Source organism: Leptolyngbya sp. GGD (assembly GCF_026735145.1).
GTDB lineage: Bacteria > Cyanobacteriota > Cyanobacteriia > Leptolyngbyales > Leptolyngbyaceae > Leptolyngbya > Leptolyngbya boryana.
The window spans coordinates 129,081-142,911 of sequence record NZ_JAPQKE010000005.1; the positions used below are offsets into that span (position 1 = coordinate 129,081).

The 13,831-nt window shown below is 46.7% G+C and carries 12 protein-coding genes and 1 tRNA gene; 9 read left to right on the forward strand and 4 right to left on the reverse strand.

Annotated features, from left to right (window positions below; translation table 11 throughout):
• Positions 1–6: 6 nt before the first annotated feature.
• On the reverse strand, positions 7–1,182 hold the full coding sequence (locus OU814_RS22435; protein WP_268242154.1) for a glycosyltransferase: 1,176 nt from the start codon (positions 1,180–1,182) through the stop codon (positions 7–9).
• A 293-nt stretch (positions 1,183–1,475) separates the two neighbouring features.
• On the opposite strand from OU814_RS22435, the gene OU814_RS22440 reads away from it, so the two are divergent.
• Positions 1,476–2,213: a response regulator transcription factor gene (locus OU814_RS22440; protein ID WP_268242155.1), complete on the forward strand. Its 738-nt coding sequence runs from the start codon at positions 1,476–1,478 to the stop codon at positions 2,211–2,213.
• A gap of 4 nt (positions 2,214–2,217) precedes the next feature.
• Here OU814_RS22440 and OU814_RS22445 read toward each other — a convergent pair whose 3' ends face one another.
• Complete coding sequence (locus tag OU814_RS22445; RefSeq protein ID WP_017291387.1) at positions 2,218–2,475, reverse strand: chlororespiratory reduction protein 7; 258 nt, start codon at positions 2,473–2,475, stop codon at positions 2,218–2,220.
• A gap of 113 nt (positions 2,476–2,588) precedes the next feature.
• Here OU814_RS22445 and OU814_RS22450 point away from each other — a divergent pair, with 113 nt between their 5' ends.
• The 5 genes from OU814_RS22450 to OU814_RS22470 all read left to right on the forward strand — a co-directional run bounded on the left by OU814_RS22450 (position 2,589) and on the right by OU814_RS22470 (position 10,112).
• Positions 2,589–3,554, forward strand: a complete 966-nt coding sequence (locus OU814_RS22450; RefSeq protein WP_268242156.1) for a YegS/Rv2252/BmrU family lipid kinase — start codon at positions 2,589–2,591, stop codon at positions 3,552–3,554.
• A gap of 105 nt (positions 3,555–3,659) precedes the next feature.
• Positions 3,660–6,884 carry a PAS domain-containing hybrid sensor histidine kinase/response regulator gene (locus OU814_RS22455; RefSeq protein WP_190652536.1) on the forward strand — a complete coding sequence of 1,075 codons (3,225 nt, stop codon included), beginning with the start codon at positions 3,660–3,662 and terminating at the stop codon, positions 6,882–6,884.
• The gene (locus OU814_RS22460; protein WP_225885669.1) at positions 6,881–7,822 is read left to right on the forward strand and encodes a GGDEF domain-containing response regulator; all 942 of its coding nucleotides are present in this window, start codon (positions 6,881–6,883) and stop codon (positions 7,820–7,822) included. Before OU814_RS22455 ends, OU814_RS22460 begins: the two co-directional genes overlap by 4 nt.
• 756 nt (positions 7,823–8,578) lie before the next feature.
• Entirely contained in the window at positions 8,579–9,106 is a 528-nt protein-coding gene (locus tag OU814_RS22465) for an outer membrane beta-barrel protein (protein WP_017291383.1), read from the forward strand.
• Positions 9,107–9,266: 160 nt separating this feature from the next.
• Positions 9,267–10,112: a hypothetical protein gene (locus OU814_RS22470; RefSeq protein WP_017291382.1), complete on the forward strand. Its 846-nt coding sequence runs from the start codon at positions 9,267–9,269 to the stop codon at positions 10,110–10,112.
• Positions 10,113–10,252: 140 nt separating this feature from the next.
• Here OU814_RS22470 and OU814_RS22475 read toward each other — a convergent pair whose 3' ends face one another.
• Complete coding sequence (locus tag OU814_RS22475; protein ID WP_026149033.1) at positions 10,253–11,326, reverse strand: tetratricopeptide repeat protein; 1,074 nt, start codon at positions 11,324–11,326, stop codon at positions 10,253–10,255.
• Between the two features lie 604 nt (positions 11,327–11,930).
• Here OU814_RS22475 and OU814_RS22480 point away from each other — a divergent pair.
• Complete coding sequence (locus tag OU814_RS22480; RefSeq protein ID WP_017291380.1) at positions 11,931–12,575, forward strand: hypothetical protein; 645 nt, start codon at positions 11,931–11,933, stop codon at positions 12,573–12,575.
• A 161-nt stretch (positions 12,576–12,736) separates the two neighbouring features.
• On the opposite strand, the gene OU814_RS22485 is transcribed toward OU814_RS22480, so the two are convergent.
• Positions 12,737–12,810: transfer RNA gene (locus OU814_RS22485), tRNA-Arg, on the reverse strand.
• Positions 12,811–12,848: 38 nt separating this feature from the next.
• Between OU814_RS22485 and moaC the strand changes: the two genes are divergently transcribed.
• On the forward strand, positions 12,849–13,355 hold the full coding sequence (moaC, locus tag OU814_RS22490; protein WP_268242157.1) for a cyclic pyranopterin monophosphate synthase MoaC: 507 nt from the start codon (positions 12,849–12,851) through the stop codon (positions 13,353–13,355).
• A 132-nt stretch (positions 13,356–13,487) separates the two neighbouring features.
• Positions 13,488–13,652 carry a hypothetical protein gene (locus OU814_RS22495; RefSeq protein ID WP_154660841.1) on the forward strand — a complete coding sequence of 55 codons (165 nt, stop codon included), beginning with the start codon at positions 13,488–13,490 and terminating at the stop codon, positions 13,650–13,652.
• Positions 13,653–13,831: the final 179 nt, after the last annotated feature.

Below are 13,831 nucleotides of genomic sequence, written 5' to 3' on the forward strand. Positions count from 1 at the left end.
TCGCTCTTAGAGTCTTTCTAACTGTCTGCCTCGCCAAGTCCAACCCCAACCTGTCTCGGTTTTAATGATCGAGGTCAAGACGATCGCACAGACCACTAATCCTCCGGCTCCCATCATCCACCAGTTTTGCAGTGGGATAGTAGTAAAGGGCGCGCTCTCGCGTCGAACTCGATATTGCAGAAAAATGCCGATCGCGCTGATGCTCAACGCGATTGCATTCCAAATCGTGAGCGAGGAGAGCGCCAGATCAATCAGTCCACTCACTATCCCAATCCAAGGCAGCGCAAAAATCATGAATGTGACAAATACACAGTACAAGGCGGCTTGATAGTTGCGATTTGACCCCATAAACCAATTTTTCGTCCAACCTTCCCACAAAGCCGAAAAAGATTGATACATCTGCGCTTCAGCCAGATTAGCTCCCAAACCGTACCACAGTTTGAAATGTTGTTGTTTAATGCGACGGCTCAATTCGACATCTTCCACCACTTGATCGTGCACGGCTGCATGTCCGCCGATCGCGTCATAAGCGCTACGACGAAATAGCATGAATGGTCCTGCCGCAAACGCGGTGTCCGAAGTCGGATCATTGACAGGAGCAAAATCAAATCCGACCCCTAGTAAAAGCACAACAATCGGCTGCACTAACCATTCCGACCAATGACGACACAGAATCACAACGGCAAGCGAAAGCAAATCGATTTTTTCCTGTTGAGCATACGCGATCGCCGTTTCAATACTCTTTGGCTTCAATCGCACATCTGCATCGATAAATAAGAGAAACTCGCTTTGAACCTGCTGAGCGGCTTGAGTACAGGCCCAATTTTTGCCGACCCAAATCTTCCCTCCTGGGCGGGATTTTCCCGATAAAAGTTTCAATCTGGGATCTAGACGGGAGCCTTGTAGAAGTTCAACGATCGCAGCCGTTTCATCCGTCGATTGATCATCCACAACCCAAACTTCAATCTCTAAATCTGTACTTTCTAAAACAGATATGACACAAGCCTCGATATTTGCAGCTTCGTTATATGCAGGAATGATGACGGATACCGAGAAAGAAGAATCAATTGAATCAGGATCAATTGAAATCTTTGGGGCGCTATTTAAGGCGCGGCTAAGCTTGCTAGAAAAAATAACGATCGCAATGATAGAAACAACTAAACCCAAGACAAGAATTATCACAATGAATGGCTGCCGAGAAGAGACAAATAATGTTCCTTACCTTATCGCATCAACGGCAGCACGCTTCTACTAGACAGAGTATCCTGAGACGGTTAGATACATTTATTTACAAATAAATCACAAAGAATTTAGATTTGAAAAAAAGTCCTTTTTGCTCTATTTTTTCTATGAGACTAACTTTATATATCGAAGGAATTAAGATCCTTGCGTATAATCTGAACAAGGTTCTTAACTATTTTTGAGCCTCGACTTCCACAATCATTCAACCTCCTTTAGTTAGAAGAGATTTAATCATGCCGCGTATCCTTGTAATCGACGATGATCCTGCGATCGCAGAACTCGTCGCTGTCAATCTAGAAATGGCAGGCTACGATGTGAACCAAGCGTCGGACGGCATTCGTGGACAAGCCCTTGCTCTCCAAATTCAGCCTGACTTAATCATGCTGGATCTCATGCTGCCTCAAGTCGATGGATTCACCATCTGCCAGCGCATTCGCCGAGATGAACGAACGGCTGACATTCCCGTCCTGATGCTGACTGCCTTGGGTCAGACCCAGAATAAAGTGGAAGGCTTTAACGCTGGCGCAGATGACTATTTAACAAAACCGTTTGAAGTTGAAGAAATGTTGGCGCGGGTGCGGGCGTTGCTGAGACGGACGGATCGCATTCCTCAAGCGGCGAAACACTCAGAAATTCTCAGCTATGGACCCCTGACCCTCGTACCTGAGCGGTTTGAGGCGATCTGGTTTGCCAAAACTGTAAAACTGACGCATCTAGAATTTGAGTTGCTCCATTGCTTACTTCAGCGGCATGGACAAACTGTTTCACCGAGCGAAATTCTCAAAGAAGTCTGGGGTTATGATCCTGATGACGATATTGAGACGATTCGCGTTCACGTTCGCCATTTGCGCACCAAGCTTGAACCAGATCCCCGTCATCCTCGCTATATCAAAACCGTCTATGGTGCAGGGTACTGCTTGGAATTGCCGAGTGAAAGTGTTGCGATCGAAGACGTACAAATGGCTGGATAACGGCTCATTTCTCCAACCGCACCGCATACCACTGTAAATACTCGCCCGGCGCCATATCCAACTCGCAGGTCGTATCTAATAGATATCGAATCTGGTTGTCGATTGTGCCTGCTTGTTGAAGGTCTGGGGACAACGTGTCTTGACGAGTTGCGAGAATTGATCGCAGTTTTTCGCTCAGTTCGGCTGCACTTAGAATTGCTTCAGGCTGGTTGGTTTCAAGAACAACGAAGTGTTCTTCTTCGTACATGGATGCCGCAGACATAAGGTTTTGGAGATTGAAGATCTCTCTCATCTTGCCATTTAAATCTCCCGCAGGTCAGAACCAGATGGCTTCGTAGCCGTGATATCCAGAAAGTATCTCTATACCCGAATTGTATGCAAACGGCACATTTGATCTTTAATCCCGTCGCGGGTCAGGGGAACGCTGAACAGGAACTTGCACTGATTCAAAAGCTTCTGAGTCAGAAGTTTGAGTTTGAAACCCATTTCACAACACCTGACATTGGAGCAGACGACTTGGCAAAGCAGGCGGTGCAACAAGGCGTAGATGCGCTTTTTGTATCTGGCGGAGATGGAACGGTTTCGACCGCAGCGACAGCCGTCATTCGGACAGGAATTCCTCTCGGTGTGATTGCCCGTGGGACTGCAAATGCGTTTGCAAATGCGTTAGGGATTCCAACTGGAATCGAGGCTGCCTGTGAAACGATCCTGAAACAGCAAACCAAGATTGTAGATGTTGCATTCTGTAATCGTTTACCGATGGTCTTGCTGGCAGGCATCGGATTTGAGGCAGAAACCGTTCAACTTGCGAGCCGAGAGGCGAAAAATCGATTCGGAATTTTAGCGTACATTTTAGCGGGTCTGCGGAAGTTACAAACGCTAGAACAGTTTGAAGCGGAAGTGGAGACAGACGATCGCGTAATTTCTTTTACGGCATCGGCGTTGACGATCGCCAACGCAGCGCCTGCCACTTCAGTCTTAGCTCAAGGACCTGCCGGATTAGTGATCGATGATGGATTATTGGATTTGACGATCGTGGCTCCCGCCAATCGAACCAGCGCGATCGCGGCAACTTATCATCTGCTTCAGTCCGCCCTCAGCGGCAATCCAGCCGATCGAGATGATGTTGGCTATGTCCGATCCAAACGTTTCAAAGTTACAACCCATCCCCCTCAGAAAGTAGTAGTTGATGGAGAAATGATCGGGACAACCCCGATCGAGGTGGAATGCGTTCCCGCCGGACTCACCGTGTTTTTACAAGATCCAGAAGCCGAAATTCCAACAGAAAAATTGGAAGGATTACCCGACCTAGTCATTGAACCTAAAGATTCCGAGAATTAACGATCGAGGAATTTTTCCATAGACTATAAAAAGAAAAACTGAGAACAGTGTTCTCAGTTGAGGCGTGACCAAAATGTTCGTGATTTTGGCTGTTTTGTCAGCTAAATGTACGAATTACGAATTGTGGAATTGGCAGGCAAAATGGCGGTGAGTCTCGAATGGGTCTTTGGAGGGGCGGCTTTCTTCGCCGCGATCGCAAATGGAGTTGGGTTTTGGTATTATTGGCGATCGTCTCGTGTCGAAAGTTCGGAACAAGAGTTGCAAGCCGCACTTTGGCGGCAATCGATCGCAGTTGAAGCTGCTTTAGATGGAATTGCGATTCTCAGCGATGCCGGAAAATTGCTGTATCTCAATGATGCTCATCTAGAAATGTTTGGCTACAGTCGGACAGAACTGATTGGGAAAAGTTGGAAAACGCTGTACTACCCCGAAGAAAGTCAGCGTATTGAGCGGGAAATTCGCCCGATTCTGCAACAGACAGGACAATGGCGCGGACAGGTGATCGCAAAGCGCAAAGACGGCAGTACTTTCTTTGAAGAAGTTTCCCTGACACAAACTGAAAAAGGGGTCGTTTCCGTCTGTCGAGATATTACTGAAACGAGACAGACTGAGATTCGCCTCAAAGTTCTAGAACGCGCGATTAGTGCGAGCAGTAACGGGATCATTATTACCGACCCAACTCAGTTGGATAATCCGATGATCTACGTCAATCCAGGATTTGAGCGAATGACAGGCTATGCTGCGGTCGATGTTCTTGGCAAAAATAGCCGCTTGCTGCAAGGCGCTGCAACAGAAAAGGATGCGCTCGAGCGGTTACGTCAAGCCTTTAAAGAAAACGAAGACTGTACGGTTACGCTTCGCAACTACCGGAAAGATGGAACCGTGTTTTGGAATGAGTTATCGATTTCACCGATTATGAATGAGCACGGACAGGTGACTCACTATATTGGAATTCAAACTGATGTAACCGAACGTATTCGCACAGAAGAAGCGCTGCAACTTCAGATCCAACGCGCTCACTTATTAAAGCAAATTACGCAAGAGATCCGCCAAAGCCTCGATACACAAGAGATTTTTCAAACCACTGTGACTCAGATTGGCAGAACGTTTGGGGTCGATCGCTGTTTGCTACATGCCTATATCGAGCGTGAAGAAGATGCGATCGCGTCCGGCTTTGCCATGTCTCAGCTCGATACAGTCTTTCCAAAAATTCCGGTGGTGGCGCAATATCTGGAGCGAGGCTGCGATTCCATGCAGGAGGTTGAAGTCCCAATTCAAGGCAATCCTCATACCCAGAAAGTTCTAAACTGCGATCGGGCAATTTCTTCCCCAGATGTGCAACGCGATCCATTGCTTCGCTCTACTCTACCGCTCTGTGAGCGCGCCCGCATCAAATCAATGCTTGCCGTTCGCACCTCTTATCAAGATGTCCCCAATGGGCTGATTTGCTTACATCAATGTGAAGGATTGCGCGCTTGGAAAGACGACGAAATTGAACTGCTCGAAGCCGTTGCCGACCAAGTTGGCATCGCGATCGAACAATCTCGACTCCTCAAACAAGAACGACTGCAACGGGAGCAACTCACGAAACAAAATTTAGCCCTAGAACAAGCGAAACAGATTGCCGAGACCGCAAACCGTGCAAAAAGTGAATTTCTAGCAACGGTGAGCCATGAGATTCGGACTCCGATGAATGCCGTCATTGGCTTGACGGGCTTACTGCTAGAGATGGAACTGACCGAGCAGCAGCGAGATTTTGTGGAAACGATTCGCAACAGTGGCGATTCTCTGCTGACGATTATCAATGACATTCTTGATTTCTCCAAGATCGAATCTGGCAAACTCGATTTTGAGCAACAGCCCTTTGATTTGAAAGCCTGCGTCACCGAATCGATCGACTTGCTGAGTCCTAAAGCGATCGAGAAAAACTTGACTTGCACTTATCAAATTGCACCCGATGTTCCCAAGATGGTCGTGGGAGATGTCACCCGCCTGCGCCAAATTCTCGTCAATCTGCTCAGTAACGCCGTTAAATTTACGCAGCAAGGTGAAATTACCGTTTCAGTCACACTTGCACCCCCTTGTAACATGGCATCTGTCTGCAAGACGACTAGAATCGTTCACTGTGCTCAACTTCCTAGTGAGCAATCGTTGGGATTGCAATTTGCCGTCAGGGATACAGGGATTGGCATTCCACCGGAGCGGATGACACGACTCTTTAAATCATTCAGCCAAGTCGATTCCTCAACCAGTCGTCAATATGGTGGAACGGGCTTAGGATTGGCAATTAGTCGGCGTTTGAGTGAAATGATGGGGGGATGTATCTGGGTCGAAAGCCAAGGTGCGATCGGAGGATGTCCTCCTCAAAACTTTGTTGCCACTCAACATTCATCTCAACCGGGTTCAACATTTTACTTCACGCTTTGCACACGTGCAGCTGACTCCAATGCAACTCAATTGATCGAGCCAATTGCCAATGTCGAATTCACGCAAGAATCTCCGCAGGTCACACCGCGATCTCAACCGCTGAGAATCCTGCTGGCAGAAGATAACGTCGTCAACCAGAAAGTGGCCTTACATTTACTATCCCGATTAGGATATCGCGCAGACGTTGCAGGCAATGGGCTAGAAGTCTTATCTGCTCTGGATCGTCAAGTCTATGATGTCATTCTCATGGATGTGCAAATGCCGGAAATGGACGGCTTAGAAGCGACCCGGAAGATTGTATCGGGTGCATTTCCAGTTCAGCCCTATATCATTGCCATGACTGCAAATGCGATGGAAGGCGATCGCCAACTCTGTCTAGATGCAGGAATGAATGATTATTTAAGCAAACCGATCCGGGTTGATGCGTTAAAATTTGTTCTCAGCAAGTGTATCCCTGTTGCACGATCAGTACTCAAGCGGAGCAATCTCGATTCCACAGAGTCTCCCCCTGCTTCTGTGCCATCCTCTCTCTCAATTGCTCCCTCAGATCCAAACCCTGATCCTGCTGTTCTGCTGTCTCGTGACTTGACCCACGATTCCGGATCGACTCTCTCTTCTGATTTGATCAATCAGTATCTTAGCGATACCCGACTTTGGGTTGCTCGGCTCCAGCAGGCCACTCAATCAACGGATGTGCGAACCCTACATCAGATGGTTCGCCGTTTGCGATCGAGCAGTCTGCGTGTTGGAGCAACAGCAATGGTTGAGCAGTGCGATACGTTGGAATCCTGCCTGAGTCTGGGAACGCTAGAACAGGTCGCTTTTCGAGTCCGCCAATTAGAAGCCGAGTACGATCGTGTCCAGGCTTCGCTACATTTGGAACTTCAGCAATGCCAGAAATGATGCCCTCTTTCCATAATCCCCCGCTAATCTTAGTCGCAGATGATGATAAAACCATGCGGCTCGGTGTGCGTCAAGCGATGGAGCAAGATGGCTATCAAGTAATTGAGGCACACGATGGCAATACCTGTCTGAGTGTGTTCGAGCGGGTTCGCCCGGATGTGGTCTTGCTCGATGCCATTATGCCTGCGATCGATGGCTTTACCTGCTGCCGTCGCATTCAAGAAATGAGTGGAATACGTCGTACTCCGGTTCTGATGATCACAGGACTGGAAGACCAAGATTCAGTGGATAAAGCCTTTTCAGTTGGAGCGGTTGATTACATCACGAAGCCGATTCACTGGGCAGTATTGCGGCAGCGCGTGAAACGATTGATTCAGCAAGTTCGCCTTTATCAACAGCTTGAGACGGCGAATCATGAACTGCAACGATTAGCCGCGATCGATAGCCTGACTCAGGTCGCAAATCGCCGCAGATTTGACGAGTATTTGCAGCAAGAATGGCAGCGAATGTTGCGCGAACAGTTGCCGTTGTCGTTGATTTTGTGCGATATCGATTGCTTTAAGCTCTATAACGATACGTATGGGCATCAAGCGGGCGATGATTGCTTACGCCAAGTCGCACAGGTCATTCAGAATGCGGCAAAAAGAGCGATCGATTTACCTGCCAGATACGGGGGTGAAGAATTTGCCGTCATTTTGCCTAATACGGATCAAGAAGGCGCAATTTTAGTTGCACAGGATATTCAGACCGGGGTGAAGAATTTGCAAATTTCTCACACGGCTTCCAAGGTCTGCGACACGGTGACAGTGAGCCTGGGAGTATCCAACACGATTCCGAGTGTGATTACGTCTCCAGAGTTGTTGATCAATGCAGCAGATAAAGCGTTGTATCAAGCAAAGGCGGAAGGACGCGATCGCTATTGCACGTGTCTGAGCTAGAGCGGAATCAATCGGAACAAATTCAGAGTTAGGACGGTCTGAAGCTGTATTAGGGTGAAATTTATCTCAATACAGCTGTGGAAGCATGTGCGCATTTTCTAAAAATCTGCGTCTTGTTCGGTTCGACTTCGCTCCATCGTTCAAATTAGGGAACTTGGTGCAGTTAGAGCTGAACTGATTGAAAGCAATACATCTGTGAAAGTCTCGCTCGAAAAGTATACCAATGCAATCAATCTGAGTGTTCTTCTTAGCAGCAGACAGAGCATTCATGAAAAAAGACTACTACAACTTTCCGAAATCACCCGAGTGATGAGCGTAGTTATCTTCAGCCTTTAAGGTTAGGAATCTTCTTCAAACGTACAACTTATGTATGAAGATAACCGAACTTCAACGCTAAATATTTACGCCTAAAACTTCTAATAGGAATGCTTTATTCAGTTAAAAACCTGACAGCATTCCTATTTTTTTGTTCCTTAAAAATTGTCATATTCTATTATGTGACAGTTGAAGAACAGACCATTATTCTAGATAATCTAAGCGCCCTAACGATACAAATTAGATATGAGAAATCGATACGGTTTGTACACGATAACTCACCGTTCCTCTAAAGACAAATCAGCAAATCAACCGCTTGTAAATAAAGACAAAAAGTTGCTGAGTTTCTAGGAACAAAAACACTCTTTCTTACGACTATTAAAGTAAGAAATCTGAGAAAAAAGCTCTCAATCAAATCTTCAGTTACTCTAGGATATAGTCATGAAACTCTCTCTTAAGTCGGTTGCAACTCTCTCTGCCCTTTCCGCACTCGTTCTCTCGCCTTTGTTTGTTGCTGGTGCTGCTTCTGCTCAGCCTGTTCGCTTCGATGGTAGCTACGTTGGTGCAGGGGTTGCAGCAGGTATTACCAATGGTGGACGTGATAATGATGCAGCCACATTCGGAGGTAATATTCAAGGACGATTTGCAGTTCCGAATGCTCCTGTTTCTGTTCGCGGCTCTGTCTTGTTTAATGGCAACAACAGTGTGATCATTCCTTCCTTAACTTACGACCTTCCTGTTGCTAAAAACACAAACGTTTATGCTGGCGCAGGCTACGGTTTCGTTCAGAAAGATGGTCAAGCTTCTCAAATGGGGAACAAAGATGCAGCCGTTCTTTCTGTAGGTGTTGAATCGGAAGTTACGAGAGGCGTAGTTGTCTACAGTGATGCAAAATATGGCATCAATGCTTATCAAGGAAGTGGCGCTGGTTCATTGAGCTTACAGGGTGGCGTTGGGATTAGATTCTAATTGCAATTCTGCAATCTCAATCTGTTTGTCTCTCTGATCTAAAAATTAGCTCCTAGCAATGCTAGGGGCTTTTTTATTAACCCTAAGAAAGAGGGTGTTTTAAAACTGCTTCGTCAATATAAAGACAGAGATTTGAAAAAGTTTTTAATTAGAGGATGGTATGACTAATTCTGCCAAAGAAAAAATTTCAACAGATTTGCAACAAGCCAAAGAAGTTGGACAACTGCGTGCTGATCGGATTCGGGAAATCATGCGCAACGCGATCGCTCAGGTCATGTCAGAACTGAAATCCGGTACAGGAGATATTCGATCGCTGGTGAAAGACGCCTTCTCCAGTGCTGCAAGCAGCCTGCAAGAAAGCGGAACTCAAGTCAAAGAAGACATTACTGCATCTGTTGAAGGCGTGATTGAAGGGATTAGTCGCACTCGGCAGCAGCAAATTGCAGAAACCGAAGCTCAAGTGAAGCAATTACAATCGCAATTATCCGAGCAAGAAGAGGAACTTGAGCAAGAAGTAGAAGCGGGAATGCATGGACTGAAAGACGCAGCGAAAGATATGTCAGCCGAAGTTCGAGAGCAGATTGAACAAACCATTGAATCGATTCGCAATAGCGAGGAAGCGACTTTGTTGAAGAGACGATATGCTCAGGTTCAAGCGCAATTGGCAATTCTCAGAGCAAACTTGGCAGCGCGGACAGAAGATTATCACGATCGGGCACAAGCTCATCTCGATGAAGCGAGAGAGTGGTACGACAAAGCACGCCCGCAAGCTGAAGCTGCAAAGACTCAAGCTGATCAGAAGATGGCTCAGCTAGACCAAAAAATGGGAGAGGCAGGAATAGCTTTGGCTCAGAAGGAACGGCAAGTCAAGCAGTTGCTGAAAGATCTTCTCAAACAGGCAACGGATATGGTGAAGGATGCGAGTGAATCTCGCAAAGCCCCCAAATCTTCAGAACCAAAATTGCCCCCGACTCAAATCGAAATCGAGGACAGTAAAATTCGTTAGAACCGTTGTGAGATTTAGTTTCGGCTTTACTCAATCCGCGACGCTCTTAGAGTTATAGGTTGAGCGGAGCCGAGACGCATTCTTCCGGTTGCTTGCTGTGATTGATCCAGCACGATCGAGCAGCCCAATCGTGCATTCATTTAAGATCGTCTTGTTTGCTCGATTGCATCTTCTGCACGTTTCGCATCTTCTGCTTTGCCCTGCTCCTCAAACAGTGTTTTAGCGCGTTCAAATGCCTCGATCGCGTCTCTTGGAAAATCACGCGCCTTCAACGCAGTGCCTAACTGGAAATAGGCACTGGCATTATTTGGATCTAGCTTGATGACTTCTCGAAATACCATAATCGACCGCATCGTTTCTTTCTGTTCTAAAGCTGTTTCTGCTAGAGCAAATTGTGCTTCAACAGAATTTGGATCCAAATTGACCGATCGCTGAAACGCGGCTAAAGCTGCTGCATTATTCCCGACTTCCCGAAGAATCTTGCCGATTTGAAGATGCAGCTTTGAATTATTTGGATCTAATCTGACTGCCCGATTGAATGCAGTCAAAGCAGCCGTCGAATCTCCCTTACTTAACAAAGCAATCCCTATACCAATTTGAGTACTGGTTCGTCTTGGGTCAAGCTGAGCTGCCCTTTGAAGTGTAGCGATTCCTTGATCAATCTGCCCTTGTTGAATCTGGATTAGCCCCATTGATTCTTGTGCATCTACATTTCGGCTATTGAGCCTTATAGCCTGCTGATAGGCTGCCAAAGCTTGCGACAAATTCCCCTGACGTGCGAGTACCGTTCCCAAACCCAAAAACGCGTTGACATTGCGAGCGTCTAATTCTGTCGCCCGACGATAAGCAGTTGCCGCCGCACTATCATTGCCCAAATTCGCCAGGCTAAATCCCAATGCATAAACAAAATCTGCATTTGCAGGTTCTAGCGTAATTGCCTGCTGATAAGCATCTGCGGCTTCCTGAAACTTTCCTTGCTGAGCGTAAATGTAACCCATGCCAGAAAAGATTCGAGCATTACGATTATCGATCGACGAAGCTCGCTGAAAGGCATCGATCGCCTCAGTCCACTTCTTTTGATCGACTAACTCTCGCCCTTGTTCGAGGAGCTTATCGAGTTCAGTATCTTGAGACTGGGCAAACGCCAACGAAGGCATCAATCCTGCCCAAAGCAAGACAGTCAGTGGCAATATTGATCGACGAATTCGAGTCATTGTGAGCATACGAGAATCTATAAAACAATTACGAGGAACGTCAAGTCGATCAGAAACTAGCGTGTTCAGATGTTCGATGAAACATTGCAATTATTTGCGAGCACTTCTATCAAAGGGCAGTCTTCACCTGGATAAATTCTATGATCTTACCTACACCAGATGTGCTTAAAAATCTAGTGATCGGATCATACCTTGCGATTGTCACAGCTGACATCGAGTACGCGATAAATGCGTGAAACACCCTCTTGATGGTATTCAAAGACTGATAGGAAAAGGACTACAAGCTACAAATGCAGATTTGCACAAGAACATCCACCCTAGACAGGTAGAACTTCAGCAGTAGGCAAAACTCTAGCTACACCTGCTGTAATAGGGTATCGAGATGAATACTGAGACGATTAATCTTGTTCAATCTGGCGTTTTTTTTCTGATCACTGCAGTGTGGACTACCGTAAAAATTTGCTGATCCCGCAGAATTTCTTTCTAATGATGGATCAAGGTCATCTCACTCTCGATAGAGTGATTTCCATTGAGCAGCCCATATAGTCTTAGGCAAGCGTAATTTCTTTGCAAATGACTATTTTGTTCGAGGAGCAAATTTACAATGGCATATACTAATCGTCCTGTAACTGAAGCGGCTGTCATTCCTGTAGCAGCTGATTATCATGATCGGGTTCGTTGGGGTCCGATTCTCGCTGGCTTATTTGTCGCGCTAGTTTCGCAGTTGATTTTGAGTGCACTGGGTGCAGCAATTGGGGCAACCTCGATCGCAAATTCGGGCGCACCCCGCTCTGACGCAGGTGGAGTTGGTACAGCAGTTGGCATCTGGGCAACGATTAGCTTACTGATTTCTCTGTTTATTGGAAGCTGGATTATGGCACGGGCTTGCGGTCCGATGACCCGAAGTACGGCTTTGCTGAATGGGGCAATTCTTTGGGCAACGACCCTAGCGTTGAGTGCTTTTCTTTTAGCGAGTGGTGTATCAGGCGCGTTTGGCTTAGCAGCTACAACAGCGGCAAATGTTGCAGGGGCGGCTTTGCCTCAAACTGGAGTGCCGAATGTCGATCCGAATGCAGCGCCCAATATCAGCGCTCAAGATGCCCGAAATATCGCAGGTACGACTGCAACCGCAGGTTGGTCATTTGTGATTGGTTCACTTTTGGGCTTAGCTGCATCTCTTGCAGGCGCAGCAACCGGCACTCGCAGACCGCGGGCTGCTTATGTTGAACCAGGTCGTGTCGCGCAGTAATTGTCGCAACAGCGATCGTTGAAAACCCCTCACAGCAGTTAGGGGTTTTTATTTTGGATTTTGGATAAAAAGTATAAGTCAGAAAATAAAATAGTGTGGAACAGGAAAATTGCCTTTAAAACATTAAAGGGGTGTCTCATCAACACCCCTAAAATATTAAACGGGCTAGGAGGGATTCGAACCCCCGACACCGTGGTCCGTAGCCACGTGCTCTAGTCCACTGAGCTACAAGCCCTTGTCAGCACTTATTCAATATACAACAATCTGCTCCAAATGACAAAAAATTCTGAAAATTCCTCAACACTTTCTCATCTTGATGCTCAAGGACAAGCGCAGATGGTTGATGTATCAGCTAAATCTGCAACGATAAGACAAGCAACAGCGATCGCGCGGGTGCGGATGAAGCCCGAAACTTTACTGGCGATCGAGTCGGGTAATAGTCCGAAAGGGGATGTTCTAGGCACAGCCCGAATCGCCGGAATCATGGCAGCGAAGCAAACATCCAATTTAATTCCATTGTGTCACCCACTCCCGATTCAAAAAGTCGAAGTCAATATTATTGCCGTGCCCGAACTTCCCGGATTTGAGATTCAAGCCACTGTGAAAATCAAAGCAGAGACGGGCGTTGAAATGGAGGCTTTGACAGCAGCCTCTATTGCGGCTTTGACGCTCTATGACATGGCGAAAGCGCTCGAGAAATCCATTACGATCGAACAAATTTGCTTGCTGAGCAAAACGGGAGGAAAATCGGGAGATTATCAGCAATCACCAAACCCGTAATTCCTCTTAAATTTTTTGTAAAGCGGGAACTATTTGAAGGCGTTCCCCGTGAAATTGCTTATACTCAGGAAATGCTCCCTTGACATCGCCCCCTCATTTTTCCATTGGCAAATCCAAGGTGGTATTCCCGCAATGAATGAACCGAACGAATTAGAACTGACTGAATCGCTCTTTAATGCGATCGCACAAGCTTTAGAGGCGTGTTGCCACTCCGGACATTTATCGGCAGATGAATACATCTCACTGCTTGACTCTGTATGGTTTACGCTCGACTTCGGCACGCGTCGTCCGAGATGAATCATCAGCCAGGTTGCGGCTCTGCTCAACGTGCAATTCTAAAATTTCTGCGAGTTCAGCGAAACCCAAGCCCAGATCTCACGATCAGTTGAATTGAGTTCTCTTATATTAAGGTGGATTTTGAATTGCAGAATTGATAGGGACAGGACGATTGCTGAAGCCGTCCTTCCTCAATCCAA